This is a genomic window from Phyllobacterium sp. GQ127 (assembly GCF_059758635.1).
On record NZ_JCAXDZ010000002.1, the window covers coordinates 232,607 to 258,832 of the forward strand.

Below are 26,226 nucleotides of genomic sequence, written 5' to 3' on the forward strand. Positions count from 1 at the left end.
ACTTATAGACACGGTTCACCGTCGCGTTGACATTGGCGAAACGTGGTAAACAAGTGGTTAAGACCCCGGTTAAAGCGCTAAAATAACGACTAATTTCGTGGCAGTGATCTGATACAACGCGCGAAAGCTCAGATAACCGATTGCAGTCTGCATCCTGCGGAGAAATATTGAATGATACATCGCTGTTTATTGCTGCTGCTGGTCGCGGTATTTGCCCATATTGCATCAGCGATCGCCTTTGCAGATGAATTGTCCATTCGCACCAACCAACTTGGCTATTTGCCGGATGGACCAAAGCTGGCGACGATTATATCGCCGTCAGATGCGCCTTTGGAATTTCAGCTTGTGGATGCTGAAAATGTACCGGTGTTGCAGGGCAGGACGAGGCCTATGGGTTTCGACGCGATGGCGGGACTGAAAACCCATCTGGCGGATTTCACGAATTATCGTAAGACAGGCGAAGGCTATCATCTGGTCGTGGGCGAAAGCACGAGCCCGGTTTTTTCCATCGAAGCCAATATCTATGATCGGTTGAGTGTGGATGCGCAGTCCTGGTTTTATCTGGCCCGAAGCGGCGCAGAAATCAGAAAGGATATTGCCGGATCACTCTATGCGCGCCCCGCAGGACATCTGGGCATTGCACCGAACCTGGGCGACACATCTATTCCATGTCTTGATCGCGACGCCGCTGCAAAGTTTTATACCGAACTAAAATGGGACTGCAGCTACAAGCTCGACGTGACGGGTGGCTGGTATGATGCAGGCGACCAAGGCAAGTATGTCGTGAATGGTGGTATCGCTGTTTCCCAGCTTATGGACACAGTCGAGCGGGGAAAGCTCTTTGCGAGCAATGCCGAAAAAGTCCTGAGCGACAGGCGGTCACGTTTGCCGGAGCAGGGCAATGGCGTGCCGGACATTCTCGATGAGGCCCGGTGGGAATTGGAATTCATGCTGAAAATGGTGGTTCCGCATGACGAGCCATTGGCTGGCATGGTTCATCATAAGGTTCACGATACAAGTTGGACCGGTGTGCCCATGCTGCCTCATAATGATCCGCAACCGCGCGCACTGTATGCTCCTTCCACAGCAGCCACTCTGAATCTGGCGGCCGTCGCAGCCCAGGGTTCCCGCGTGTTCAAGAATTACGACGAAACATTTTCAACACGGCTTTTGACCTCGGCAAAACAGGCATGGTCTGCCGCACAAGCCCATCCTGATATTATTGCGCCATCGGCAAATTTCGACGGCGGTGGCGCCTATGGCGATGATGACGTCAGTGACGAATTCTATTGGGCCGCCGCTGAACTTTATCTTGCGACCGGCGATGCGATCTATTTTTCCGCAATCAAAAGCTCGCCTCACTGGCGTGGTGACGTCTTCAGCCGGAGCGGGCATGGTGCCTTCGACTGGGCGAATGTTGCCGGGCTTGCTCGTTTGCACCTCGCTCTTTACGGAAGCAAGCTGCTGGGAAGGGAGGACTGGGATGACGCTAGAACCTCTGTAATTGGCGCTGTCGCGGATTTTATTGAACTCCAGAAGAAAGAGCCATTCGGACAAATATATCATCCCGACAATGGCCGATATGATTGGGGGAGCAATCATTCCATCCTGCAGAATATGATCGTCGTGTCCGCTGCTTACGATTTGAGCGATAAGCAGGAATATCTCGATAGCGTTCGCGAAAGCATGGATTATCTTCTGGGCCGCAATGCCATGAACATTTCTTATATTACCGGACACGGCTCGATTTTTTCAAAGAATCAGCATAGCCGCTGGTTCGCTCACCAAATTGATTCCGACCTTCCAAATCCGCCGCCGGGTTCTCTTGCGGGAGGCGCAAACTCGTCGCTTGTTGATGATATTTCCAAGGAGAAGCTTGCTGGCTGTGCTCCCCAGCGATGCTATCTTGACGATATTGAAGCCTATGGCTCCAACGAGATTGCGATCAACTGGAATGCCCCTCTGGTCTACATTGCCAATTTTCTCGACAATACACGCACGAAGTGATCGGTATATCTGATCTTGCATTGTTCATTTCAAATCATGATGTACATGCTCTGCCATTTCAAAAAAGCCAGTGCCTGCAAATTTTGACGTTTACGGAAACGTCAAAATTTGCTAAGAAGTACGAAATATTGGCAGCACGGATGCTCTGCGTGCTGTTTTTACTCGTTTTTGTTTTGGAGGAAGCTTATGCCGAGTTACCGCGCGCCCGTTGAAGACACGCTTTTTGTTCTCAATGATGTTCTGGGTTTTGAGCGTTACAATAATCTTGAAGGATTTGCAGATGCGTCGCCGGATATCGTTGACGCAATCCTCGGCGAAGGCGCAAAGCTTGCGGAAAACACCCTGTTCCCGATTAATCAATCAGGCGACCGGGAAGGCTGTGTACGCAATGCCGATGGTTCGGTAACAACGCCGAAAGGCTTCAAACAGGCATTTGATCAGTATCGCGAAGGTGGTTGGGTCGGATTGGCTGTGCCCCAGGAATTCGGTGGGCAGGGCCTGCCATACGCGCTCCATGTGGCGGTTGGTGAATATATGGCTTCTGCCAATATGGCGCTGGTCATGTATCCGGGACTTACGCAAGGGGCTATTGCCGCAATCCTTACGCACGGAACGGATGAGCAAAAGCAAGCCTATCTGCCAAAGATGGTTGACGGCACCTGGACCGGTACCATGAACCTGACAGAACCGCATTGCGGCACTGATCTTGGACTGTTGCGCACAAAAGCTGTTCCAAATGGCGATGGCTCGTACAAGATTTCAGGACAGAAAATATTCATTTCCGCTGGCGAGCACGATATGGCGGAGAATATTGTCCATCTGGTACTCGCTCGCATTGAAGGCGCGCCAGAGGGCGTAAAGGGCATATCCCTATTCATTGTCCCCAAGTTCAATCTCGACGATAATGGCAATCCGGGAACCCGCAATAGCGTCTCCTGTGGTTCCATCGAAGAGAAAATGGGAATTCACGCCAATTCGACGTGCGTGATGAACTATGATGAAGCCAAGGGTTTCTTGATCGGCGGCGAGAACAAGGGCCTGCGCGCCATGTTCACCATGATGAACGAAGCTCGGCTTGGTGTTGCCTTGCAGGGCCTTTCAATTGGCGAGATCGCTTATCAGAACGCCGCCATTTATGCGCGTGAGCGTATTCAGGGCCGCTCTCTGACAGGTCCAAAAGCGCCGGATAAAAAGGCTGATCCACTTATCGTTCATCCTGATGTGCGCCGCATCCTTATGACGATCAAGTCGTTCAACGAGGCGGGGCGGGCCTTCATTCTCTGGTCTGCATTGAAATCCGATGTTGCACATCGCTCCGCAGACGAAGCGGAAAAGCAGTTGGCCGACGATATTCTCAGCCTGATGACCCCTGTGCTCAAAGGCGTTCTGACGGACAAGGGTTTTGAGCATGCCGTCATGGCACAGCAGGTTTTTGGTGGCCATGGCTATATTGAAGAGCACGGAATGAGCCAATATGTCCGCGATGCGCGCATTGCCATGATCTATGAAGGCGCAAGCGGTGTTCAGGCCTTGGATTTGGTCGGACGCAAGCTTGGCGCCAATGGCGGCCGCGCTATCATGGCTTTCTTTAAGGAGGTCGGCGACTTCTGCGAAGAAAATCGTGGTGACGAGAAGCTTGCCTTCTACACCAAGCATTTGAAAAAAGGTCTCAATGACCTGCAGGCAGCGGCCATGTGGCTGATGCAAAATGGCATGGCCAATCCGGACAATGCCGGAGCGGCATCCACCGATTTCATGCATCTCTTTGGCTTGGTGTCGCTGGGTTATATGTGGGCGCAGATGGCCAAGGCGGCAAATGCAAAATTGGATGATGGCGCAGAAAACAAAGCGTTTTACGAAACCAAGCTGATCACGGGCAAGTATTTCATGGAACGTGTAATGCCTGAGACCTCTGCCCATCTGGCACGTATCCAGACTGGAGCCGATACAATGATGGCGCTTGCGGCAGAAGCATTCTAAGCTGATGCAACGCAGCCACGGGCCGCGGTCGCGCGGCCTGCTTTAACAAATCTCGGGAGGATTGTCATGGGTGTGCGACCAGAAGACGTGTTGGGTGTTCCAAGGCCTGAATGGAAAACTGACGACGTCGTCATGCTGCAGGAAATGGCCGCAAAATTCCTTGAGGCCGAGGTTCTGCCGCATTATGACCGCTTTGAAAAGCAGGAAATTTTTGACCGTTCCGTATGGGAACTGGCAGGCCAAAACGGGCTTCTCTGCGCCTCTATGCCAGAGGAATATGGTGGTTCTGGCGGTACCTACGCCCATGAAAGCGCCATTCTCGAAGCGATCAGCCATGTCGGTGTCGATGGCTTTGGCATTGCCCTGCACAATTCCATCGTAGCACCCTATATCCTGCATTATGGCTCAGAAGAGCAAAAGCAGAGATGGTTGCCAAAAATGGCAACTGGCGAATTGATCGGCGCTATTGCCATGACTGAACCCGGTGCAGGTTCCGATCTGCAAGGCGTTAAGACCAGCGCAAAGAAAGATGGCAATCACTATGTCATCAATGGTTCAAAGACCTTTATTACCAATGGTCAATTGGCAAATCTGGTCATTGTTGTCGCCAAGACTGATCCGGCTCAGGGCGCCAAAGGTACCTCGCTGCTGATTGTTGAGACTGACGGGCAGGAGGGTTTTGAGCGTGGCCGTAACCTCGATAAGGTCGGGTTGAAATCCAATGATACATCCGAGCTGTTCTTCAACGAGGTGCGGGTACCGACATCTAATCTTTTGGGCACCGAAGAAGGACAGGGATTTGTCCAGCTAATGCAGCAATTGCCGCAGGAGCGGTTGCAAATTGGCGGTACTGCCATTGCCATGGCGGAACGCGCCATTGCAATTACCAGTGACTATGTGAAGGAGCGTAAAGCCTTCGGCAAGGCTGTGATCGAGTTCCAGAACACCCAGTTCAAGCTGGCGGAATTAAAAACCGAAGCAACGATAGGCCGGGTGTTCTACAATCATTGTGTTGAGCGGCATGTAAATGGCGGGCTTGATCCGGTGACAGCCTCGATGGCCAAATATTGGCTGACAGACCTGCAAAACAAGGTCGTGGATGAGTGCCTCCAGCTACATGGTGGCTACGGCTATATGAATGAATATCCAATCGCCCGCATGTTCCGTGACGCTCGCGTCCAGCGGATTTATGGCGGCACCAACGAAATCATGAAGCTTTTGATCGCCCGCAGCCTTTGAGCCTGCGGTAGCAACAGGGAGTATATTATGGCCGACGCATATATTTACGATCACGTCCGCACACCGCGTGGCAAGGGCAAGAAAGATGGCAGCCTGCATGAGGTTCCTGCCGTTCGCCTTGGTGCGCATGTTCTCGAAGCCTTGCGTGACCGCAATGGGTTGGACACTGGCCTGGTGGACGATATCATTTATGGCTGCGTCGATCCGGTCGGCGAAGCTGGCGCTGTTATCCCTCGCTCTTCCGCTTTTGAAGCCGGGTATGATTTCAAAGCTCCAGGCATGCAGATATCGCGTTTCTGCGCTTCCGGCCTCGATGCAGTAAATTTTGCTGCGGCCAAGATTGTGCAAGGCGCAGATGATATCGTTATCGCTGGCGGCGTTGAATCCATGTCACGCGTCGGAATGGGCATGTCCGGCGGTGCCTGGTATATGGATCCGTCAGTCGGCTTGCCGGGCTATTTTATGCCTCAGGGCGTCTCGGCCGATCTTATCGCCACGAAATATGGTTTCACCCGCGATGATGTCGATGAATACGCTGTCGAGAGTCAGAAGCGTGCGGGCGAAGCCTGGAAGAAGGGTTATTTCAAGAATTCCGTCCTGAACATCAAGGATGTCAACGGTCTGACAATCCTGGACCATGACGAGCATATGCGTCCAACAACAGATATGCAGGCTTTGGCATCGCTCAATCCTTCCTTTGTCATGCCCGGCGAAATGGGCGGTTTTAATGCTGTCGGCATTCAGGCCCATCCGGAAGTTGAAACTATCAATCACGTGCATCATGCCGGTAATTCATCCGGTATTGTTGATGGTGCCGCCGGTGTTCTTCTTGGCTCCAAGAGTGCTGGTAAGGCGCTATCGGCCAAACCGCGTGCCCGCATCCGAGCATTTGCCAATATAGGTTCTGATCCGGCTCTGATGTTGACTGGTCCTGTCGATGTGACAGAGAAGTTGTTGAAGCGCGCCAAGATGAAAATCTCGGACATCGATCTGTTTGAGCTCAACGAAGCCTTTGCCGCTGTCGTTCTGCGTTACATGCAGGCATTCGACATTCCGCGTGACAAGATCAACGTCAATGGTGGCGCGATTGCCATGGGCCATCCACTCGGCGCAACAGGCGCAATGATCCTTGGCACGGTTCTTGACGAACTTGAGCGCCGCGATCTGAATATCGCGCTGGTAACCCTATGCATTGGCGCTGGTATGGGCACTGCAACCATCATCGAACGCGTTTGAGGAGAGAGAATATGACTTATACAAACTTCAAATTCGACGTCGATGCAGATGGTATTGCTCTCGTCACATGGGACATGCCCGACAAATCCATGAACGTCTTCACAGAAGAGGTCATGAAGGAACTGGATGCCATCGTCGACAAGGTTGCAGGTGATGCTGCGATCAAGGGCGCTGTGATCACATCCGGCAAAGATACGTTCTCTGGCGGTGCGGATTTGACCATGCTCAAGCGCATGTTCCAGCTCTTTCAGGACGAGAAAGCAAAAGATCCTCAAAAAGCAGTAGAGCTGCTTTTCGAAACGACAGGCAAAATGGGCGGGCTGTTCCGCAAACTCGAAACATCGGGCAAGCCCTGGGTTTCGGCGATCAATGGCACTTGCATGGGCGGTGCTTTTGAAATGTCGCTCGCTTGCCATGGCCGTGTGGTTTCTGACGATCCTTCGGTCAAGATGGCTTTGCCTGAAGTCAAGGTCGGTATTTTCCCCGGTGCCGGCGGAACGCAGCGCGTCCCGCGCCTGACCAATCAGCAAGATGCCTTGCAGATGATGACAACTGGCTCAAGCCTGACTGCATCGCGCGCCAAGGCTATGGGATTGGTGCATGAAATTGCTCCGGCCAAGAAACTGGTCGAAGCTGCCAAGAAGATGATCAAGGATGGCTTGAAGCCGGTGCAGCCTTGGGACGAAAAGGGTTTCAAACTGCCAGGTGGGGCAATCTATTCTGCCGCCGGTGCTAATCTGTGGCCAGCTGCCACGGCTATTTTGCGCCGTGAAACCTATGGCAATTATCCAGGTGCCGCATCGATCCTGAAATCGGTCTATGAAGGTCTGCTCGTCCCCTTCGATACAGCTCTTAAGATCGAACAGCGCTACTTCACGAAAATTTTGCAGACGACTGAAGCAAGCATGATGATCCGCTCGCTGTTCATCTCCCTGCAGGAATTGAACAAGGGCGCGCGCCGTCCTGACGATGTGAAGCCCACGAAATTCAAGAAGGTCGGCGTTGTCGGCGCTGGTTTCATGGGGGCAAGTATTGCCTATGTTACCGCGAAAGCCGGCATTCCTGTCGTTCTTATCGACCAAAGCGTTGAAGCCGCGGAGAAGGGTAAGGCTCACTCTGCTGATCTGATTACCAAGGAAGTACAGAAGGGCAAAGCGACTGCTCAGGATAAAGAGGCGCTTCTCGACCTGATCACCACCTCGTCGGACTATGCCGATCTTGATGGTGCTGACCTTGTTATCGAGGCGGTGTTTGAAGATCGTGAAGTGAAACGGGTCGTGACGGAAAAGGCCGAGGCCGTGCTTAAACCCGGCGCTGTTTTCGCGTCAAACACTTCGACGCTTCCCATTACTGGTCTAGCAAAAGTTTCTGTCCGGCCAAAAAACTTTATCGGCATTCATTTCTTCTCGCCCGTCGACAAGATGATGCTGGTGGAGGTCATTATGGGCAAGAAAACCTCCGAAAAGGCGCTTGCCGTGGCGCTCGATTATGTGCGCGCTATCAAGAAGACGCCCATTGTCGTCAACGATACCCGTGGGTTCTACGTCAATCGCTGCGTCCTGCGGTACATGTCAGAGTCCTACAACATGCTGATTGAGGGCGTTCCTCCGGCAATGATCGAGAATGCCGCTCGCATGGCAGGGATGCCCGTTGGCCCATTGGCTCTCGGCGATGAAACGGCAATCGATCTTGCTCAGAAAATCCTGAAGGCGACGCTTGCTGATCTTGGCCCCAAGGCGGTCGACCCGCGTCACGTAGAGCTGATCAATACGCTGGTTGATAAATATGATCGTCGTGGCCGCAAAAATGGCAAGGGCTTCTACGACTATCCTGCCAAGCCTGCGAAAAAACATTTGTGGCCGGAGTTGAAGACACTCTATCCGCAACAGGATGCCGATAAGATCGACGTTGAAGTGCTTAAACAGCGTTTCCTTGTAACGATCGCTCTGGAAGCGGCACGCGTGATGGAGGAGGGGATCGTTACCGATCCGCGCGAGGCAGATGTTGGCTCCATTTTGGCCTTCGGCTTTGCTCCTTATACGGGTGGAACGTTGTCATATATTGACGGTATCGGCGCAGCGAAGTTCGTTGAGATCGCCAAGGGGCTGCAGCGGAAATATGGAGCGCAATTCAAAGCTCCAAAGCTCTTGCTCGATATGGCCGAAAAGGGCGATACGTTTTACGAGCGCTTCAATCCCTATCCTGCGGCAAAGACAAAGAAAGCCGCTTAGTATCAAGGCGGGGACCGTTTGAACGGTTCCCGCCTTTTCTAGAATAATAAAATAATGGCGGTTTGAATAAGCGGAATAAGAAAGTTTTCCGTAATTTCTCTCGACTTTTGTTAAGATGCCGCTTAAAATCATGTTCAAGGTATTTTTTCCTTTTACTTGGATATGTCCATGTTTTCACATGACCGCATATGGGCGGCCATCGATGCGCTGGCTCAACGTCATTCTCTTTCCGTGTCCGGGTTGGCGAAGCGTGCCGGCCTTGACCCGACGACATTCAACAAATCCAAGCGATATGCTGCGGATGGCCGCGCGCGTTGGCCCTCAACCGAGTCACTGGCAAAGATCATGGAAGCAACTGGCGCTTCTCTGGATGAGTTCATGACGCTAGTGCACGGAAAAGCATTCAATGCTGCTGGCGCAGCGATGCGATCCATCCCGCTTCTGGGTTTCGCGCAAGCTGGTGCAGGCGGATTTTTCGACGATGGCGGCTTTCCTGTCGGCCAGGGATGGGATGTTGTGGAGTTTCCTATCGGACCGGACGATGCGGTCTATGCGCTTGAAGTGTCGGGAGATTCAATGCTGCCTCTTTACCGGGATGGCGATACAATCATCGTGGCGCCCGGCGCGGCTATAAGGCGGGGTGACCGTGTGGTTGTTCGAACCAAGGACGGCGAAGTCATGGCAAAAATTCTTTCACGTCAGACGCCTCGGACAATAGAACTACAGTCAATGAATCCCGAGCATACAAACAGGACTTTTGACGCAGCCCATATTGATTGGATTGCGCGTATCCTTTGGGCGAGCCAATAGGAATTCGCACTCATGCGCCAGATACCGCTCTATATCCTGACCAGTCTGGTCGCGCTGGCGCTGGCTTATTCTTTCATTGCACCCTTCCATGGAGCGCTTGAGTCAACCATTGCGTCGGATCAGGAAGTGAGTGCTGCTGTCGAGGATTTTGAGCTGCCGGCCGAAATGCAGAGCGGAGCTTCGCCAGAGCAGGATCAACCAGCCCCACAAGATGAGGCTCAATCAACCATTGGTCAGCTTCCTCTGCGTCAGGTGGATCCGGATGATGGCACTGCTCCCACGAAGGTGGGACCATTGGAGCGCATAGCTCCCCGCCAGCCTTTAAGCGATATCGGTCAGGCTACGCCTCCTGCTCTACCCCCCGCACCTGTGGCAGTGGACGATACCGCAAAACCGGCCTTGCTTTACCGGCCTGTCGCGACAAGTGCAGGCGACATCGAAGTATCCGGATATAAGATTTCACTTAAGGGGATAAATGCGCCGGCTATTGAAGAAACCTGCAATGCCGATGGCGTTGATTGGCCCTGTGGGATGGCTGCGCGCACTGCCTTGCGCAATTGGCTGCGCTCACGCGCAATCGAGTGCAACGTACCGGGGCAGCCCTCGGATGAACTGATTGCAACAGAATGCAAGCTGGGAAGTATGGATATTGCCGATTGGCTCGTGTCAAATGGCTGGGCGCGTGCCCAAGACGGTACGCCTGCGGTTGAGATGATGAAAAAAGCTCAGGAGCAAAAGCTTGGTATGTTCGGCAATGCGCCGCCATCCTTACCAACGGACACGGAGCTGCCGCTGCCTCAGCCGGCAGAAACACCCGAGATCATTGAAAATCCCGTCGCACCCCCGCCACTTACCTCTCCCGACGCTCCGTTTCCGCCCGCCCCACATTAATGTCTCAAGGCAGGTGGCATACGGCTTCGATATTGTGCCCGTCGGCATCACGAATGAACGCCGCGTAATAGTTTGGATGGTAGTGAAGCCGTAACCCGGGTTGCCCATTGTCACTGCCGCCTGCTGTTAATCCCGCTTTGTGGAAAGCATCGACAATATCGCGGCTGTTCACTCTAAAGGCCACGTGGAGGGGCGGCTTGTTCGGTGTGCCGCTGATCACCCAAAAATCAGGTTTACCATTTTCGCCGAAACCGGCGACGTCGGCATCGCCGGTGATCGAAGCCGGGATTTCGGTAATCAACGTGTATCCGATTGTAGCCAGCATATCGACGTAGAACTTTTTACTCTGCTCGAAATCGCTGACTATTATCCCGGTATGGTCAATCATTCACGTCTCCAAATGAACTCCGATCAGAGTAATTCACCAGCCAGCGCTTTAGCAATCAAAGCACGTGTTTCCTCGATACCATATAATGCCACGAATGAACCAAAACGTGGCCCGCGTTCCTGACCGATTAGAACTTCATAGAGCATCTGGAAGAACGATACGGCGACGCCGGGGCCACCCTCCGGGCTTTTCTTGGTGTGATCCTGATAACGCTCTATTGCACGCGCAACATCCAGAATTGCATTCTGTATGGTATTGCCATCGGCACCGGTCGGCAATGTCGACAATTTTTCCGACATTTCTTGCAGCGCGACCCGCTCTACCTCATCGGGCATGCGGAACTTCTTGGTGGGTTTGACGAAATCGTTGAAGTACCGAATGGCGTAGGTCACCAATGCGTCGAGCTCTGGGTTTTTCTCCGGCGTAACACCTGCGGCGTGGCGCGAAATAAATCCCCAAAGAACGCTGCTGCTATCCGCATTGGATGCGCTGACGAGATTGAGCAACAGGGCAAAGGGCACAGGCATTTCCACGGTTGGCGGATTACCGCTGTGCAGGTGCCAAACCGGATTATTCAGCCGGTCTTTCCATGATTGCCGCTCATAGGTCGAAAGATACGTGAAATACTCGTCTACAGCCTTGGGAATAACATCAAAATACAAGCGCTTTGCGGTGCGCGGCTTCTGGAACATGTACAGCCCCAGACTTTCAGTCGGAGCATAGGACAGCCACTCATCGATGCTGAGGCCATTTCCCTTGGACTTGGAAATCTTCTGCCCGATATCATCGAGGAACAATTCGTAGACGAAGTGCTCGGGCGCGCGTCCGCCCAGTATCTCGCAAATACGATCATATATAATCGCATTTGTTTGATGATCCTTGCCGAACATCTCAAAATCAACACCAAGGGCTGCCCAACGCATGCCGAAATCCGGCTTCCATTGCAGCTTGACGTTGCCCCCCGTTACGGAAAGGGTCGTTTCCTCACCATTTTCATCGTCAAAGGTTATCGTGCCATTCTTCGCGTCGACCTTCTTCATCGGCACATAGAGAACCCGCCCGCTTGTTGGCGAAATTGGCAGGAATGGGCTGTAAGTTGCCTGACGCTCTTCACCAAGTGTCGGCAACATGACCTTCATTATGTCATCATAGCGTTCGACGGCGCGCAGCAAGACCTCATCAAAGCGGCCATCCTTGTAATATTCAGTTGCGCTGGCAAATTCGTAATCGAAGCCGAACGTATCGAGAAACCGGCACAGCATGACGTTGTTATGGTCAGCGAAGCTCTTATAGTCACCGCCATAGGGATTAGGGACCGATGACAGCGGCTTATGCAGGTGAGGTTGCAGCATTGACGGGTCCGGCACATTGTCCGGTATCTTGCGCATACCATCCATATCGTCGGAGAAGCACAAAAGTTTCGTTTTCACGGTGTCATTGGTCAAAACCCGGAAGGCATGCCGCACCATAGTAGTGCGAGCAACTTCACCGAATGTGCCGATATGCGGCAAGCCGGAAGGGCCGTAACCAGTTTCGAAAAGAACCGTCTCTGGATATCCGGTCTTCTGGTAGCGTTTGACAATCTTCTGCGCCTCTTCGAAGGGCCAAGCTTTGGCCTCTGCTGCCGCCGCGATCAATTCGGGGGTCAGTTCGATATGGGTGTTTGGGCGCGAAGTCATTCGTTTATCCTGTATTGCTGCTATATTGTGGAGCGGGCGGACACTATGGCGGCAGATATCCCGCGTCAATCGCATGTGTCCCTGCAGCGCCCGGTCAGAATTGATTTTTTACGCTTATAGGGTGCCGTTAATAAAAATCGACGGGGAAATACCGCAAATACAGCTCCGATATCGTACCCTTTGCTTCCATTGACTTCAGGGCAAAATTGAAGCCTTCGGCAAGGTCATTGTTCTGAAGCGTTGTAGCAATCATCAATCCGTCGCCGAGAAATTGCGGGGCGGTATAGGGGCGTCCTGCAAAGACACAGCAGTTTGCAGCATCGGTGCTGCCGATCCAGAATGACAAATCTGAACCATCACCAAATACGGCATCAATCTTTTTTGCTTTAAGATCCTTGAGCATAAGATCGCGTGTGGGATAGCCAATCCAATGAGCTTTTGGAAAGTAATCTGCGAATATCGCCTGATGCACGGAGTCTGAAATCACGCCGACATTCTTGCTTTCCAATACTTTGTCGATTGGGTCGCTCAATTGATTGTCTCTTAATGTCACAAAGCGCGCCACCAAGCGTATATATGGTGCCGTAAAGGCATATTTTTGCCTAAGCGCAGCCGTAGGTCTTAGTCCGGCAAGTATGGCTTCCGCCTCACCGCTCTCCAGAGCTGTCTGCAGTTCGTTCCATGGCCGCGCTTCTATTTGACAGATCGCTGTAACATCAAGCTCGGCGCATATCGCCCGCGCCAGATCAATATTGAAACCCGATATGCGGCCGGTATTGTCAATGAAATTAAATGGCGGGTAGTCGACGGTTGTAACAAAACGGATGCGCTTGACCGCCGTCAGATCAGGTTTGGACACCCGCTCGCGTCCGTCCCAATAATGGGGAAAATCCCCGGCATAAGCCGTCTGCGCTATCATTAGCAGAAGAAGCCCCAACACAAAGGTGACGATAGATCGAAGATACATGAGGTCTCGGAACGCACTGATTTGCACAGAGGCTAGCGCATAAGGCGGAAAACCGAAACCGCTATTTGAACGCATAGGTTTATATAATTGCGCGGACTGCACGCAGCAGTGTTGTATATAGACTAAAATACTATTGACCCGCGTATATATTGAATAATTATAGTGATTTATTGAATAGTTGTTTTACAAAAAGCAATAATTACTTATAATTGTAGGTATATTTCGATGCAACCAAAAGACGATTATTCTCGTATCTATGTGTGGGCACGGAATGAGCCTTTTGCGATATTGAGTTTGCGATGACGGAGCGCCGTCTGGAGCCATCCATTGCAGCACGGCTTTGTTATGCGGGCCTGCCAAAAACCGCCTTGATAGAGGCATTCACGCGGTATCGTCAAAACGGCACGTCATTTATCGAGGAACTTTACGCGGTAAATGGCATAGACCATTTGCTGCTCACGCAATGTCTCGCAGAGGAAGCAGGCCTGGTCTTTGAGAACATAGACGATGATCTTCATATTATCTCACCAAGCGGCGCGGAATTTGTGGATATGCGCCACAGGCGGCATATCGTGGGAGTCACTGCGGATTTTACGCTGAAGATTTATACTGCACCCACGCTCTCAACCATTGCCCGGATCAAGCAGGGTCTTGTCGATAGAAGTGTTGAGGGTCCTCCCGTCAACATAATTTCCCCAGCACGCCTGACGCAGTTTTTTCTGGCAAAGCATTCGGATCATCTAGCACGCAACGCTGTTAATATGCTTGAGAATGGTCCAAGACATTCGGCTCGCACCGTGGCCGACGGTCAGCAAGGCGTTATTATCGGAATGATAATTACTGTTTGCCTGTTCCTCGCAATGCTCGCTCCGAACTCGCTTTGGCAGGCATTTCACGCTCTTTTCTCTCTGCTGTTTATGGGCTGTATTCTTTTGCGGTTTCTGGCGGGCCGCCATGCCTCCAATCAAACCGTGCAACTCATGAAGAGTACGAGCGGCAGCTTACCAAAATACACCGTTATGGTGGCGCTGTATAAGGAAGCTGAGGTGGTTCCTCAGCTTGTAGAAGCGATGAAGCAGCTTGATTGGCCGCGCTCGCGTCTTGAAGTTCTGTTCCTTTGCGAAACGGACGATTATCACACCCGCGGGGCCTTCGAAAAAGAAATGCTACCCGCCAGTTTCAAAATTATCTGCGTGCCTTGCACAGGCCCACGAACCAAGCCGAAAGCGCTTAATTATGGCCTGCAATTGGCGGAGGGCGATTACGTCGTTATCTATGATGCGGAGGATCGCCCGCATCCCGGTCAGTTGCGCGAGGCCTGGCAAAGATTTTCAGAAAGCACCGACGGGAAGCTGGCGTGTCTTCAGGCCCCGCTCGTCATTACCAATGAAAGGGACAGCTGGATCGCACGGCAATTTGCATTTGAATATGCAGCGCATTTCAGAGGGCTCTTGCCTTGGCTGGCCGATGGTCGATTTGTGGTTCCGCTCGGCGGCACATCCAACCATTTTCGTCGTGAGTGTCTGGTGGAGGTTGGAGGCTGGGATCCCTTCAATGTAACCGAGGATGCAGAGTTGGGTTCAAGGTTTGCGCGTCATGGATATCGCATCGAAATGCTCACTCTGCCCACAGCAGAGGATGCACCAATCGAAGTTGGAATATGGCTGAAACAGAGAACGCGATGGTTGAAAGGTTGGATGCAAACATGGCTGGTTGAGATGCGGCAACCCAGGGAAATGCTCCAGCAGGCCGGATTAAAGCGCTTTCTGGTTTACCATGTCCTGACGGCAGGCGTTTTGGGTTCTGCGCTGCTCTTTCCCTTCATGGTGCTTTTCGTCAGCTACATGCTGCTTATGATCACGCTTGTGAAGGGTACCGGTTTTGCGGGTCCCATCCTCATTTTTGATTTGATGAATATTGTTTCGGGTTTCCTCTCATTTCATTCCCTCGGCCGGGCGGCTCTGAAAAAAGAGAAAATGTCGGGTTGGATATTACCGGGCTTGCCAATCTATTGGGCGCTCATATCTTTGGCGGCGTGGCGGGCGCTTTGGCAATTATATGTCGCGCCTTTTCTTTGGGAAAAGACGCCGCATCGTCCCGTTCACTCGGCAATTTCTTTCAAATAAAATCTGGACCGTTTCCGATGATCAGGGAATCTTCATTGCCGATTACCGCCAGGTCACGATCCGCATAGGGCAGGCTCAACAAAATTCGCCGTATGACGGCAATTCGCGCACGACGTTTATCGTTTGATCGGACGATCGTCCAAGGTGCATATGCCGTATGGGTTCGCGCCAGCATGCTATCGCGTGCTTTGGTATAAGCATCCCATTTTTCGGCACCGGCAATGTCGATAGGCGAAAACTTCCAGTTTTTCAGTGGACTGTGTCGGCGATCATGAAAACGTTTCAGCTGCATCGTCTGGCCAATGTCCAGCCAAAATTTGAAGAAGTGGATACCATCCGCAACGATCATGCGTTCGAAGCCGGGCGTCTCCTCCAGAAAAGACTCGTGCTGTTCGGGCGTGCAAAACCCCATAACAGGCTCCACGCCGCCACGATTATACCAGGAGCGGTCGAAGGTCACGAACTCACCCGCACTTGGGAAATGCGAAACATAGCGCTGGTAATACCATTGTGTGCGCTCGGTTTCACTCGGTTTGGGCAAGGCAACATTGCGTGCAGAACGCGGATTCATGTATTGGCGCAAGTTGAATATTGTGCCGCCTTTGCCAGCTGCATCTCTTCCCTCGAACACCGAAATCAAGCGGCCGCCTGTCTTCTGAAGCCAGCTTTGCATCTTTACAAGCTCGATCTGGAGCTTCTCCAGTGTCTCCGCATACTCATCGCTGGGCATTTTTTCGGTGTAAGGAAAGCCTCCCGATGTCAGGTCTCCATCATCAATCCAGTCTGGCAATGTTGGATTGTTGATATCAAACTTACGCTTCTTGCCATCAATCTTCAGCTTGAGGGGCGCGATCTCGGGTTTGGATGATGTTGATTTCTTTTTTGAATCTTTGCCCAATGCGAGGTCCTCAATTGACATAAATCCATGTTATTGGGACAGCAGTGTGGCGTCTAGTGGTTAAAAACACTGACTGATCGGGAGGTTAGTGGATGAGTATCTGGGGGCAGGATGGTAGCGGGCTAAGGCGCCGGGCATTGGAGCGCATTATCCGTTCGCGTTTCATACTTGCCGCCGCCGCTTTCATTACCGCCTTGATACTTGGAGTAAGTGAATCCTGGTGGCTAAGTTTTGCCGTTCTGATGATCGTTCTTGTGAGCGTCGTGGTGGTATCCGCAGCATTGCCGAGGACGGAAAAACCCGTAACAGCGGATCCCGGCGATCCGGCGATATTCCACTTGTCGGGCCAGCAATTGGCGGCGCAATTACCGGACCCGCTGATAATTTTCGATCATGAGGGCACTATTCTTTACGTCAACCCGGCGGCGAGCGGCGCATTTCGCTCGGTGGAGCGCGGCGGGGTTCTCATGTTGCATTTCCGCGCGCCGGAAATGCAGTCGCTGGTTCATTCGGTCATGGCGGATGGCGTAGCACGTTCGGTGGATTATTTTGAGCGGGTGCCGGTCGAGCGCTGGTACAGCGCGACGGTTCTTTTGCTGGATCAAGCGCGAGCGGGTGATCGGCAATATCTTCTATCCTTCCGCGACCAGACAGAAGCCCGTCGGCTTGAGCGCATGCGATCAGATTTTATCGCCAATGCCAGCCATGAGCTGCGCACGCCGCTTGCCTCGCTCTCAGGCTTCATTGAGACATTGAGAGGCCCGGCACGTAAAGACGAAGCGGCTCGCGATAATTTCCTGGAAATCATGCAAAAACAGGCCGAACGCATGGCTCGGCTGATAGACGATCTTCTGTCGCTGTCGCGCATCGAAATGAAGGCGCATATTGCTGTGAAAGATCAGGTTGATCTGGCCGCTATTCTTAATCACGTTGCCGATTCACTTCGTCCCGTTGCCTCCGATTTGGGTATTACTATCGAGCGGGATATCGATCCGGGGCCAGTCAACGTGCTTGGGGATCGTGACGAGCTCACGCAGGTGTTTCAAAATCTGCTGGAAAACGCCTGCAAATATGGACAATCCGGAAAACGTGTCATTCTGGAGCTCAAGCAGACGGGCGATATGACCAAGGTGACCGTGCAGGATTTCGGGCCGGGGATACCCGATGAACATATTCCGCGCCTCACCGAGCGATTTTACCGGATTGATGTGGAAACAAGCCGGGCGCAAAAAGGCACTGGTCTGGGACTTGCCATTGTAAAACACATTCTGACGCGGCATCGCGCGCGACTTATAATCCGCTCGCAGGTCGGAGAAGGTTCATCCTTCACGGTGGTTTTCGGTCCGCAAAAAGTGTAGCCGCCGACCTACAAAAAAGGCGCCAATTGGCGCCTTTTTTGTTTAACTCTGATACGCGGCTCAATTAGCGACGGCGACGATCCGAAGCTGGCTGATAGGCCAGACGCGAGTGGTATGTGCAATAAGGCCCGCCTTCGCCCACATCATTGCCGCAGAAATTGAAGCCAGGCAGCAATGGATCACCAACCGGCCACTTGCAGGTGCGTTCGCTAAGCTCGACCAATTCGAGTTTGCGAGAGATCGGCACCACAACATCGGTAACCGTCCGCGTGACCATGGGCACGAGATCGGTACTGTATTCCGCCTGTAATGCGGTCGCTCCAACGCTGCGATTTACAACCCGGCTCGACATGTGACCGACGGTTGCACTGCTGCTGCGCTGGCTGCTGGATGCTGCGGTATTGACCTTCTTGCTGCGGGTCTGCGACGAGGTTGTCTTGCCGCGTCCGGACAGCTTTAGCCGGTGCACTTTGCCGATGACGGCATTGCGGCTGACGCCGCCCAGTTGTGCTGCGATCTGGCTTGCACTCAGGCCTTCGGCCCAAAGTTTCTTCAGCTGCTCTACGCGCTCATCTGTCCAGTTCATTGTTCCCTAGCTCCATATGGGGCTTTGTTTTGTACGGCTTGCGGACTGAATCCTTCCTCGCATCTGGATTGCTCCAGATTGTATCAATACTATATCTATTCAGATGACGAGGACGCCGTACGAAATCTAGCTATTTCGTTTCCCAAGCTACAATATGCGATGACTCCGTGACAAGAGTCAGGCTTGGGTTGCAGGGCTGCTTTTTTTGGTTTTCCCCAACTTGCGCGTTAAACTGTTGCAAAAATGACGTTTTACGGCTTTGTCGACAAACCAAATAATATCGGGCCGTTGAGCCCGCCGGTTGCAATCAAAATACAGCAATATTTGTGATGTAAGTCTTTTGAACTGTTTATTTGACAATTGGAAACTGAATGATGATATTGATTTGGTGTGGCCGCCCCCAAAAATGGCATTGTGGGGCGGCTTTTTGATTTAATCATTGCCGATTTCCTTTAAGGGTCAGCAGTACGAAAAATAGGGTTATGGAGGCCCGGAAAAAATGACGGACGCAAACGCGCAACCGCTATACGACACTTTTGCTCGTGCGGATCTGCGCTTTGAGCGAGGAAACGGTGTATGGCTGACGACCGAGAGTGGCGAAAACTATCTTGATTTTGCTGCCGGTATCGCCGTGAACCTGCTTGGTCATTCGCATCCGCATCTGGTCGAAGCTCTGAAGGCCCAAGCCGAAAAGCTTTGGCATTTGTCGAACCTCTATGAAATTCCCGGCCAAACCCGGCTGGGACAGCGCCTTGTCGACAATACATTTGCCGATAAGGTGTTCTTTGCGAACTCCGGTGCCGAAGCACTTGAATGCGCCATCAAGACCGCGCGCCGCTATCATTATGTAAATGGCAATCCGGAACGCTTCCACATCATCACTTTCGAGGGTGCTTTCCATGGCCGGACGCTTGCGACAATCGCCGCAGGTGGACAGGCGAAATATCTCGAAGGATTTGGTCCCAAGGTTGAAGGTTTCGACCAGGTGCCTTTTGGTGACGAGAAGGCTTTGAAAGCCGCAATTGGTCCTCAGACCGCAGCTATTCTGATCGAGCCGATCCAGGGCGAGGGCGGCGTTCGCCCGGTTCCCGATGCGGATCTGCGAGCCCTGCGCAAGCTTTGCGACGACGAGGGTATTTTGCTCATCCTGGACGAAGTGCAGTCAGGAATGGGTCGTACCGGCAAGCTTTTTGCCCACGAATGGTCAGGCATCACGCCTGATATCATGGCTGTGGCCAAAGGTATTGGAGGCGGTTTTCCGCTGGGTGCATGTCTTGCAACAGCTGAAGCTGCAAAGGGCATGACCGCTGGCGTGCATGGCACTACCTATGGTGGCAATCCCTTGGCAATGGCCGTTGGCAATGCCGTGCTCGATATCGTTCTTGCGGACGGCTTCCTTGATCACGTGCAACAAATGGCTCTGCTGATAAAGCAGGGACTGGCTTCTATTTCCGATCGCTATCCGGATGTTATTTCCGAGGTCCGGGGGCGTGGCCTTCTTGTTGGTCTTAAAGCGGTTGTTCCGAACACGACGCTGGTACAGGCGCTGCGCGATGAACATCTTTTGACTGTGGGTGCCGGCGACAATGTTATTCGTCTTCTGCCACCATTGATTGTAAGCGAAGAAGAAATGCGCGAAGCATTGTCGAAAATCGAAGCTGCGGCAGCACGTCTTGCTCCAGCATCCAGACAGAAGATCGCGTGAGGGTAATCCAATGACAATCAAGCAGGATCTCCGTCACTTTACGGATCTTTCGGCGCTTTCATCAGGCGATCTTAGGCTTATTCTTGACGATGCGCGCGCGCGCAAGACGCGCTTGAAATCCGGCAATATTGAAAAGCCATTCGCCGGTAAGGTGTTGGCGATGATTTTCGACAAGCCATCGACCCGTACTCGCGTGTCTTTCGATGTTGGCATGCGTCAGCTCGGTGGTGAAACACTTATGCTGACCGGCTCGGAAATGCAGCTAGGGCGTAGCGAAACCATTGCCGACACCGCCAAGGTTTTGTCGCGTTATGTCGATATTATCATGATGCGTACGACAACCCATGAACGGCTCATCGAGATGGCGGAAAATGCCACTGTGCCGGTTATCAATGCGCTGACCGATGATACACACCCCTGTCAGATCATGGCTGATATCATGACGTTTGAAGAGCATCGCGGCCCCGTCAAGGGCAAGACGTTTGCCTGGACAGGCGATGGCAACAATGTTCTGCATTCATTGGTCGAAGCGGCAGCGCGATTTGACTTCAATCTGAATATTGCGACGCCCGACGGCAGTGAGCCGGAGCGGAAATATCTCGATTGGGCGCGTAATGCCGGGGGCAAGATCAAGCTTACCACCGATCCTGTTGCTGCTGTTGAAGGTGTGGATTGTATTGTCACCGATACCTGGGTTTCCATGGGGCAGGAAAACCGCGCCCGTGGTCACAATGTATTCATGCCCTATCAGGTCAATGATGCGTTGATGAAGCATGCAAACCCTGATGCATTGTTCATGCATTGTCTGCCCGCGCACCGGGGCGAGGAAGTTACGGATTCTGTTATTGACGGACCGCACTCGGTGGTTTTCGATGAGGCTGAAAACCGGTTGCATGCGCAAAAGGCCATTCTCGCATGGTGTCTTGAAGGAGGGCGCCCTGGTGTCTGAATCATCAAGCTTTCCCGATGAATATGTATTTGCAGGCGATGACGCTGTAGTCCCGTTTCAGGTTCAGGGTCTGGATGCCCGCGGTCGAGCGGTCCAGCTTGGGCCTGCGCTGCATGATATATTGAGCCGCCACGATTATCCGGAGCCTGTTGCGCAACTCCTGGCTGAGGCGATTGTTCTGACTGTCCTGCTCGGCACTTCATTGAAATTTGAAGGCAAGTTCATTTTTCAATCGCAGTCAGACGGTCCCGTCGACATGCTGGTTGTTGATTTCCGCACCCCGAATTCTGTGCGTGCCTATGCACGCTATGATGAAGAACGTCTTGCTGATGCGATTGAAGCGGACGAGCTTTCCCAGGTCGAACTCATGGGCAGCGGCACGCTGGCATTGACCGTGGATCAGGGTGAGTATTCGCAGCGATATCAGGGCATTGTCGCGCTTGACGGTTCCAATCTTGAAGAAATCGCGAAAACCTACTTTCGTCAGTCGGAGCAGATTCCTACCGATTTGCGGTTGTCGGTCGCCAAGTTGATCGAGCGCGGAGAAGATGGCAAGCCTGTTGAGCAATGGCGTGCTGGCGGCTTGATTGTCCAATTCCTTCCCGAGTCTGAGTTGCGCATGCGGCAGCGTGATCTGCCTGCTGGCGATGCTCCGAATGGCGATTCTGAAGATGATGCCGAACTCTTCGAGGATGATGATTGGGCGGAAGTAAAGGCGCTGGTTTCCACGATCGAAAGCTCAGAGCTTACTGATCCGCAGGTGGGCGCGGAGCGATTGCTCTATCGCCTTTTCCACGAACGGGGCGTCCGGGTTTTCGACGCGGTTCCGGTCAATGATGATTGTTCCTGCTCTCGCGAGAAGATTGCCGGGGTTCTTTCAGGTTTCACCGCTGAAGAAATCAATGACAGTATCGAGGAAGGCAAAATCAGCGTTACCTGCGAATTTTGCTCGACACAATATGATTTCGATCCAGCAGAATTTCTGCCAAAAAACTAGGAATTCGCATTATGACAATCAGGGATAGTAACGGCGCCGAACTGACCGACGGCGATTCTGTAACCTTGATCAAGGATCTCAAAGTTAAGGGTACGTCGGAAACAATCAAGCGGGGAACCTTGGTCAAGAATATCCGCTTGAATGGCCGCGACGGTGAAATTGAGTGCAATACGAAGCAGGTAAAAGGGCTCGTGTTAAAGACAGAGTTCGTCAAGAAGGCCTGACCTGCGGGGGCTTAGGCTCGAAACTCGGTCGTCATTTCATGTGCGATCGTTACCACAATCAACAGGACGATAAAGGCGCTGACGATCAACCACAAAGGCCATGGCCGGGTTGATTTCTTGGCCAGCAGGCCAACGATCAATCCGGGCACGGCAACGAGTGCCACGAGCTGGCTGGCGGCTTCTGCATTTGTGGTAAAGCTTGGAAGCCGAAATCCGAAAAAAAGCGCGGCAAGTCCAACCAACAAGGCGATGGCGGAGCAGCTAAGCGCCTTGATGTAAGGGGATTGGGTTCGGTTGGTTTCCTGCATTATTTCTTCCCTAATCAGTTTAATGTCCGCAATTGATCGGGAAGATCAAGCGAAAATGCTGGAATCTCTATGTTGAAACGATCGCCGCCATTGGTTTGCATGACATAGTGCCCAACCATGACGCCCGAAGCGGTCTTGAGCGGACAACCAGATGAATACTGAAAACTGTCTCCTGGATTGAGTACGGGCTGTTCTCCAATAACGCCAGCGCCGCTTACTTCTTCCACGCGGCCATGGGCATCGGTTATTTTCCAGTAACGGGAGCGCAATTGAACCGTACGCTCAGATTCATTGGCGATGGTTATACGATAGCCCCACACATAATGGTTAGCGGCCGGGTCGGATTGCTCCTCCAGATAAAACGGTTCGACACTAACCTCTATGTCGCACGTGGTGGCTTTATACATTCCTGCTCTCATCGCGTGAGCCTTCTCCATCTCATCCGGAAAGCATTACGCGCAATTGAAGTATCCGCGATCAGTACAATCATCGTGACGTATGTATTTGATATCACGGCTCAAAGCCGTGACGTCAACCTTCTCAATCTAAATCATTTGTGATCGCAGCTTGGGAGCTTCAAATGAGACAAACCGCGCCGGTTTCATTCCCGGCGCGACAGCTACCCGATCAAAGAGTAGCCTTCAATGCAATGTCGAGATCTTCGATCAGGTCGTCAGCATCTTCCAGCCCGACAGACAAGCGCAATAATCCGTCGGAAATTCCGAGCTCAGCCCGCGCTTCATCGGTAAGGTTCTTATGGGTTGTCGTCGTCGGATGCGTAACGAGGCTTTTTGAATCGCCCAGATTGTTGGAAATCAGGACAATCTCAAGAGCATTCTCAAATTTGAATGCTGCCTTTTTGCCGCCCTTTACTTCAAAGGCAAGCAGGGTGGAACCGCCCTTCATCTGCCGGGAAATAATATCGGCTTGCGGATGGTCCGCACGCCCCGGATAGATGACTTTCGAGATCGCGGAATGGGTGGAAAGGAAGTCTGCGATTTTCGCAGCACTTTCAGTTTGCTGCCGAACACGAACGGATAGTGTTTCCAGACCCTTGAGCATCACCCATGAATTGAATGGGCTCAGGCCCGGACCAGTATGGCGGAAATATTCATGCAGGTTTTCGTCGATCCATGCCTTGTCCGAAAGGATCATGCCGCCGAGGCAACGGCCTTGTCCATCAATATGCTTGGTCGTTGAATAAACGACGATATGCGCGCCAAGTTCGAGGGGCTTCTGGAAGAGCGGTGTGGCAAACACATTATCGACGATCAGCTTTGCGCCAACCGAATTGGCGACGTCTGCCACCGCGCTGATATCAATGACTTCTAGCGTCGGATTTGTCGGGCTCTCCAGGAACAGGACCTTTGTATTCGGCCGAATGGCATTTTGCCAATTCTCAATTTTGGAACCGTCAATCAAGGTGAAGTCCACGCCATAGCGCGGCAACAATGTCTCGATGATATACCGACACGAGCCGAACATGGCGCGGGCGGCCAACACGTGATCACCGGCCTTGACCTGACAGATAATGGCCGCTGCGACCGCTGCCATGCCCGATGCAGTGGCGCGTGCATCCTCAGCGCCCTCGAGGGCGCACATGCGCTTTTCAAACATGTCTGTCGTCGGGTTGGCATAGCGCGAATAAATGAAACCGGGTTCTTCGCCCTTGAAACGGGCTTCCGCCGCCTCCGCATTGGGATAGACAAACCCTTGCGTCAGAAACAGGGATTCGGATGTCTCGCCAAAACCGGAGCGAAGCGTTCCGGCATGAACGAGCTGAGTGGCAGGGCGGAGCGTGCGGGTAATGTTCCCGATTTTTGTATCTTCTGGCATCGTCTTCTCAATCTGCCTGATCAGGCAATAAAAAACCGGCCTTGCGTGTCTCGCAAAAAGGCCGGAACGATACCGGGCCTCTTTTAGCAAATTATTTTACGTGGCTGCAAGCCGGCCGGCCAAATCACCACGGGATAAAACTGCTTTAATCCTCTCTGGCGCTTGCGTCAACGGGGTGAAACGCTAAAGCTTTCCTCATGTTTTACGGGGTTGAACGGCTAACATGAGCAGACACCAAGCGGGCATTCTTGCCGATAACGGTATCAGGGCATTGTATCAGGCGGGGTCGCTAAAGACTGCGCGTGATTTTGACAGCGATCAAATTCAACCGGCGAGCCTGGATTTGCGGCTTGGAACCAAAGCCTATCGGGTGCGCGCCAGTTTCATGCCGGGGCCTGGAACGGCTGTCTTGTCGAAGCTGGAGCGTCTAAAGCTGCACGAGATCGACCTGAGCGAGGGCGCTGTTCTTGAAACCGGCTGTGTCTATATCGTCCCGCTTCTGGAAAGCCTCGATCTCCCGCCGGACATTTCTGCTTCAGCCAATCCGAAAAGTTCAACTGGCAGGCTCGACATTTTCACACGTGTCATAGTCGACGGCGCGCAGGAATTTGACAAGGTGCCCGCAGGGTACAAGGGGCCACTTTATCTGGAAGTCAGCCCGCGCACATTCCCTATCGTTGCAAGAGCAGGCTCCAGGCTGTCACAGATACGTTTTCGTACAGGCAGGGCGCAATTGGAAGAAGTTGAGCTGACAGCGCTCCATGCCAATGAAATATTGGTGGCTTCGGAGACGCCGAATATATCGGGCGGAGGTATCGCTCTCTCCATTGATCTGACAGGCGATGCAAACGGGCTGGTCGGTTATCGCGGCAAGCATCATACGGGCGTGGTCGATGTCGACAAGCGCGGCGCTCACGATCTGTTCGATTTTTGGGAACCAATCCATGATCGCGGTGCGCGTGAGCTCGTGCTCGATCCGGACGAGTTCTATATTCTAGTTTCCCGGGAGGCAGTGCATGTCCCCCCCCTCTATGCGGCTGAAATGACGCCCTTTGATCCTCTGGTTGGTGAGTTCCGTGTTCACTATGCAGGGTTCTTCGATCCGGGCTTTGGACATACCGCTGCCGGAGGCACAGGAAGCCGTGCTGTGCTGGAAGTGCGCAGCCATGAGGTGCCGTTCATTCTTGAACATGGGCAGATCGTTGGAAGACTGATCTACGAGCATATGCTGGAACGCCCAGCCGCGCTTTACGGCACTGACCTCGGTTCAAACTATCAGGCTCAAGGCTTGAAACTCTCCAAGCATTTCAAATAGACTTACGGTGCTAAAGCCCGGCTTGACAAAGCCGGGCTCAACCGATCCTGATAAGGTAATGCGGGTGTAGCTCAATGGTAGAGCAGCAGCTTCCCAAGCTGAATACGAGGGTTCGATTCCCTTCACCCGCTCCAGATTGAAACCTTCAAGCCTGATAGCTCCGCCTTGATTGCAGTCTGCAAAGGCCATAAGAGTTATCGCGATGAAGAGCGAGCCCCGGAGTTAAAATGTCAGAACGCACAAACCGTTTCTTGGGAGATACGCCGGGAAGGGTATTGCTGAAACTGATAATTGTTTCGCTGGTTGTTGGCGTCGTCATGAGCGCCTTCAATTGGTCACCGATGGATATTGTTTACGGGGTCGAAAACTTCGTCCGGCGTATCTGGAATCTCGGATTCGGGGCGATTGAAGGTTTTGCATCCTACTTGCTGCTTGGAGCAGCGGTTGTTGTTCCATGTTTCATCATCCTGCGGATTTTGAATTACCGCCGGTAAAA

23 protein-coding genes, 1 tRNA gene and 1 riboswitch are annotated in these 26,226 nt (G+C 52.6%); of the genes, 16 read left to right on the forward strand and 8 right to left on the reverse strand.

The features are described from left to right. Positions 1 to 171 precede the first annotated feature (171 nt). From AC6CHM_RS09420 to AC6CHM_RS09450, 7 genes are all read left to right on the forward strand, one after another. Positions 172 to 2,007 carry a glycoside hydrolase family 9 protein gene (locus AC6CHM_RS09420; protein WP_498172867.1) on the forward strand — a complete coding sequence of 612 codons (1,836 nt, stop codon included), beginning with the start codon at positions 172 to 174 and terminating at the stop codon, positions 2,005 to 2,007. Between the two features lie 186 nt (positions 2,008 to 2,193). Continuing rightward, positions 2,194 to 3,987 carry an acyl-CoA dehydrogenase C-terminal domain-containing protein gene (locus tag AC6CHM_RS09425; protein ID WP_337353572.1) on the forward strand — a complete coding sequence of 598 codons (1,794 nt, stop codon included), beginning with the start codon at positions 2,194 to 2,196 and terminating at the stop codon, positions 3,985 to 3,987. 66 nt (positions 3,988 to 4,053) lie between these two features. After that, positions 4,054 to 5,226 (forward strand): acyl-CoA dehydrogenase family protein, encoded by a 1,173-nt coding sequence (locus AC6CHM_RS09430; protein ID WP_115051331.1) that lies wholly within the window; start codon positions 4,054 to 4,056, stop codon positions 5,224 to 5,226. A gap of 27 nt (positions 5,227 to 5,253) precedes the next feature. Next, positions 5,254 to 6,462, forward strand: a complete 1,209-nt coding sequence (locus tag AC6CHM_RS09435) for an acetyl-CoA C-acetyltransferase (protein WP_498172868.1) — start codon at positions 5,254 to 5,256, stop codon at positions 6,460 to 6,462. 11 nt (positions 6,463 to 6,473) lie between these two features. Continuing rightward, on the forward strand, positions 6,474 to 8,693 hold the full coding sequence (locus AC6CHM_RS09440; protein ID WP_115051329.1) for a 3-hydroxyacyl-CoA dehydrogenase NAD-binding domain-containing protein: 2,220 nt from the start codon (positions 6,474 to 6,476) through the stop codon (positions 8,691 to 8,693). 168 nt (positions 8,694 to 8,861) lie between these two features. Beyond that, positions 8,862 to 9,503 (forward strand): S24 family peptidase, encoded by a 642-nt coding sequence (locus AC6CHM_RS09445; RefSeq protein ID WP_115051328.1) that lies wholly within the window; start codon positions 8,862 to 8,864, stop codon positions 9,501 to 9,503. A gap of 12 nt (positions 9,504 to 9,515) precedes the next feature. Continuing rightward, on the forward strand, positions 9,516 to 10,394 hold the full coding sequence (locus AC6CHM_RS09450) for a thermonuclease family protein (protein ID WP_498172872.1): 879 nt from the start codon (positions 9,516 to 9,518) through the stop codon (positions 10,392 to 10,394). Between the two features lie 4 nt (positions 10,395 to 10,398). On the opposite strand, the gene AC6CHM_RS09455 is transcribed toward AC6CHM_RS09450, so the two are convergent. From AC6CHM_RS09455 to AC6CHM_RS09465, 3 genes are all read right to left on the reverse strand, one after another. Further along, positions 10,399 to 10,782: a VOC family protein gene (locus tag AC6CHM_RS09455; RefSeq protein ID WP_498172874.1), complete on the reverse strand. Its 384-nt coding sequence runs from the start codon at positions 10,780 to 10,782 to the stop codon at positions 10,399 to 10,401. 23 nt (positions 10,783 to 10,805) lie between these two features. Beyond that, entirely contained in the window at positions 10,806 to 12,461 is a 1,656-nt protein-coding gene (locus AC6CHM_RS09460; RefSeq protein WP_498172875.1) for a lysine--tRNA ligase, read from the reverse strand. Positions 12,462 to 12,588: 127 nt separating this feature from the next. Beyond that, the gene (locus AC6CHM_RS09465; protein WP_498172877.1) at positions 12,589 to 13,428 is read right to left on the reverse strand and encodes a transporter substrate-binding domain-containing protein; all 840 of its coding nucleotides are present in this window, start codon (positions 13,426 to 13,428) and stop codon (positions 12,589 to 12,591) included. A gap of 299 nt (positions 13,429 to 13,727) precedes the next feature. Between AC6CHM_RS09465 and AC6CHM_RS09470 the strand changes: the two genes are divergently transcribed. Beyond that, the gene (locus AC6CHM_RS09470) at positions 13,728 to 15,554 is read left to right on the forward strand and encodes a glycosyltransferase (RefSeq protein WP_498172879.1); all 1,827 of its coding nucleotides are present in this window, start codon (positions 13,728 to 13,730) and stop codon (positions 15,552 to 15,554) included. On the opposite strand, the gene ppk2 is transcribed toward AC6CHM_RS09470, so the two are convergent. Beyond that, on the reverse strand, positions 15,547 to 16,452 hold the full coding sequence (ppk2, locus tag AC6CHM_RS09475; RefSeq protein WP_498172881.1) for a polyphosphate kinase 2: 906 nt from the start codon (positions 16,450 to 16,452) through the stop codon (positions 15,547 to 15,549). The two genes, AC6CHM_RS09470 and ppk2, sit on opposite strands and share 8 nt — an antisense overlap. Before the next feature lie 92 nt (positions 16,453 to 16,544). Between ppk2 and phoR the strand changes: the two genes are divergently transcribed. Beyond that, positions 16,545 to 17,810: a phosphate regulon sensor histidine kinase PhoR gene (gene phoR / locus AC6CHM_RS09480; protein ID WP_115051322.1), complete on the forward strand. Its 1,266-nt coding sequence runs from the start codon at positions 16,545 to 16,547 to the stop codon at positions 17,808 to 17,810. A 64-nt stretch (positions 17,811 to 17,874) separates the two neighbouring features. Here phoR and AC6CHM_RS09485 read toward each other — a convergent pair whose 3' ends face one another. Continuing rightward, a complete protein-coding gene (locus AC6CHM_RS09485; RefSeq protein ID WP_115051321.1) occupies positions 17,875 to 18,396 on the reverse strand; it encodes a GcrA family cell cycle regulator in 522 nt (173 codons plus the stop codon). Between the two features lie 499 nt (positions 18,397 to 18,895). Between AC6CHM_RS09485 and AC6CHM_RS09490 the strand changes: the two genes are divergently transcribed. The 4 genes from AC6CHM_RS09490 to AC6CHM_RS09505 are packed head-to-tail and all read left to right on the forward strand — an operon-like array spanning position 18,896 to position 22,271. Further along, positions 18,896 to 20,101 (forward strand): aspartate aminotransferase family protein, encoded by a 1,206-nt coding sequence (locus tag AC6CHM_RS09490; protein ID WP_440807314.1) that lies wholly within the window; start codon positions 18,896 to 18,898, stop codon positions 20,099 to 20,101. 10 nt (positions 20,102 to 20,111) lie between these two features. After that, the gene (gene argF, locus AC6CHM_RS09495) at positions 20,112 to 21,050 is read left to right on the forward strand and encodes an ornithine carbamoyltransferase (protein ID WP_115051319.1); all 939 of its coding nucleotides are present in this window, start codon (positions 20,112 to 20,114) and stop codon (positions 21,048 to 21,050) included. Next, on the forward strand, positions 20,995 to 22,047 hold the full coding sequence (locus AC6CHM_RS09500) for an Hsp33 family molecular chaperone (RefSeq protein ID WP_307282664.1): 1,053 nt from the start codon (positions 20,995 to 20,997) through the stop codon (positions 22,045 to 22,047). The genes argF and AC6CHM_RS09500 overlap by 56 nt, the downstream gene beginning before the upstream one ends. An 11-nt stretch (positions 22,048 to 22,058) precedes the next feature. After that, entirely contained in the window at positions 22,059 to 22,271 is a 213-nt protein-coding gene (locus AC6CHM_RS09505) for an alkylphosphonate utilization protein (RefSeq protein WP_115051318.1), read from the forward strand. A gap of 11 nt (positions 22,272 to 22,282) precedes the next feature. Here the strand turns inward: AC6CHM_RS09505 and AC6CHM_RS09510 are convergent, their stop codons facing one another. The 3 genes from AC6CHM_RS09510 to AC6CHM_RS09520 all read right to left on the reverse strand — a co-directional run bounded on the left by AC6CHM_RS09510 (position 22,283) and on the right by AC6CHM_RS09520 (position 24,415). Next, positions 22,283 to 22,579: a hypothetical protein gene (locus AC6CHM_RS09510; protein WP_498172884.1), complete on the reverse strand. Its 297-nt coding sequence runs from the start codon at positions 22,577 to 22,579 to the stop codon at positions 22,283 to 22,285. A gap of 14 nt (positions 22,580 to 22,593) precedes the next feature. After that, positions 22,594 to 22,986 carry a Co2+/Mg2+ efflux facilitator ApaG/CorD gene (apaG, locus tag AC6CHM_RS09515; protein WP_336440620.1) on the reverse strand — a complete coding sequence of 131 codons (393 nt, stop codon included), beginning with the start codon at positions 22,984 to 22,986 and terminating at the stop codon, positions 22,594 to 22,596. Positions 22,987 to 23,206: 220 nt separating this feature from the next. Then, positions 23,207 to 24,415, reverse strand: a complete 1,209-nt coding sequence (locus tag AC6CHM_RS09520; RefSeq protein WP_440807320.1) for an O-succinylhomoserine sulfhydrylase — start codon at positions 24,413 to 24,415, stop codon at positions 23,207 to 23,209. A 61-nt stretch (positions 24,416 to 24,476) separates the two neighbouring features. Next, a riboswitch (SAM riboswitch) is annotated at positions 24,477 to 24,556 on the reverse strand. Between the two features lie 82 nt (positions 24,557 to 24,638). Here AC6CHM_RS09520 and AC6CHM_RS09525 point away from each other — a divergent pair. From AC6CHM_RS09525 to AC6CHM_RS09535, 3 genes are all read left to right on the forward strand, one after another. After that, positions 24,639 to 25,730, forward strand: coding sequence for a 2'-deoxycytidine 5'-triphosphate deaminase (locus AC6CHM_RS09525; protein ID WP_115051314.1), 1,092 nt, complete (start codon positions 24,639 to 24,641; stop codon positions 25,728 to 25,730). A gap of 60 nt (positions 25,731 to 25,790) precedes the next feature. Next, positions 25,791 to 25,864: transfer RNA gene (locus AC6CHM_RS09530), tRNA-Gly, on the forward strand. 93 nt (positions 25,865 to 25,957) lie between these two features. Beyond that, positions 25,958 to 26,224, forward strand: coding sequence for a DUF6460 domain-containing protein (locus tag AC6CHM_RS09535; RefSeq protein ID WP_115051313.1), 267 nt, complete (start codon positions 25,958 to 25,960; stop codon positions 26,222 to 26,224). The last annotated feature ends 2 nt before the right edge of the window (positions 26,225 to 26,226 follow it).

Excerpts from the sequence above, each read along its gene's own strand:
- AC6CHM_RS09420 (WP_498172867.1), top strand. The coding sequence starts at position 172 with ATGATACATCGCTGTTTATTGCTGCTGCTGGTCGCGGTATTTGCCCAT.
- AC6CHM_RS09425 (WP_337353572.1), top strand. The coding sequence starts at position 2,194 with ATGCCGAGTTACCGCGCGCCCGTTGAAGACACGCTTTTTGTTCTCAAT.
- AC6CHM_RS09430 (WP_115051331.1), top strand. The coding sequence starts at position 4,054 with ATGGGTGTGCGACCAGAAGACGTGTTGGGTGTTCCAAGGCCTGAATGG.
- AC6CHM_RS09435 (WP_498172868.1), top strand. The coding sequence starts at position 5,254 with ATGGCCGACGCATATATTTACGATCACGTCCGCACACCGCGTGGCAAG.
- AC6CHM_RS09440 (WP_115051329.1), top strand. The coding sequence starts at position 6,474 with ATGACTTATACAAACTTCAAATTCGACGTCGATGCAGATGGTATTGCT.
- AC6CHM_RS09445 (WP_115051328.1), top strand. The coding sequence starts at position 8,862 with ATGTTTTCACATGACCGCATATGGGCGGCCATCGATGCGCTGGCTCAA.
- AC6CHM_RS09450 (WP_498172872.1), top strand. The coding sequence starts at position 9,516 with ATGCGCCAGATACCGCTCTATATCCTGACCAGTCTGGTCGCGCTGGCG.
- AC6CHM_RS09455 (WP_498172874.1), bottom strand. The coding sequence starts at position 10,782 with ATGATTGACCATACCGGGATAATAGTCAGCGATTTCGAGCAGAGTAAA.
- AC6CHM_RS09460 (WP_498172875.1), bottom strand. The coding sequence starts at position 12,461 with ATGACTTCGCGCCCAAACACCCATATCGAACTGACCCCCGAATTGATC.
- AC6CHM_RS09465 (WP_498172877.1), bottom strand. The coding sequence starts at position 13,428 with ATGTATCTTCGATCTATCGTCACCTTTGTGTTGGGGCTTCTTCTGCTA.
- AC6CHM_RS09470 (WP_498172879.1), top strand. The coding sequence starts at position 13,728 with ATGACGGAGCGCCGTCTGGAGCCATCCATTGCAGCACGGCTTTGTTAT.
- phoR (WP_115051322.1), top strand. The coding sequence starts at position 16,545 with ATGAGTATCTGGGGGCAGGATGGTAGCGGGCTAAGGCGCCGGGCATTG.
- AC6CHM_RS09485 (WP_115051321.1), bottom strand. The coding sequence starts at position 18,396 with ATGAACTGGACAGATGAGCGCGTAGAGCAGCTGAAGAAACTTTGGGCC.
- AC6CHM_RS09490 (WP_440807314.1), top strand. The coding sequence starts at position 18,896 with ATGACGGACGCAAACGCGCAACCGCTATACGACACTTTTGCTCGTGCG.
- argF (WP_115051319.1), top strand. The coding sequence starts at position 20,112 with ATGACAATCAAGCAGGATCTCCGTCACTTTACGGATCTTTCGGCGCTT.
- AC6CHM_RS09500 (WP_307282664.1), top strand. The coding sequence starts at position 20,995 with ATGCGCAAAAGGCCATTCTCGCATGGTGTCTTGAAGGAGGGCGCCCTG.
- AC6CHM_RS09505 (WP_115051318.1), top strand. The coding sequence starts at position 22,059 with ATGACAATCAGGGATAGTAACGGCGCCGAACTGACCGACGGCGATTCT.
- AC6CHM_RS09510 (WP_498172884.1), bottom strand. The coding sequence starts at position 22,579 with ATGCAGGAAACCAACCGAACCCAATCCCCTTACATCAAGGCGCTTAGC.
- apaG (WP_336440620.1), bottom strand. The coding sequence starts at position 22,986 with ATGTATAAAGCCACCACGTGCGACATAGAGGTTAGTGTCGAACCGTTT.
- AC6CHM_RS09520 (WP_440807320.1), bottom strand. The coding sequence starts at position 24,415 with ATGCCAGAAGATACAAAAATCGGGAACATTACCCGCACGCTCCGCCCT.
- AC6CHM_RS09525 (WP_115051314.1), top strand. The coding sequence starts at position 24,639 with ATGAGCAGACACCAAGCGGGCATTCTTGCCGATAACGGTATCAGGGCA.
- AC6CHM_RS09535 (WP_115051313.1), top strand. The coding sequence starts at position 25,958 with ATGTCAGAACGCACAAACCGTTTCTTGGGAGATACGCCGGGAAGGGTA.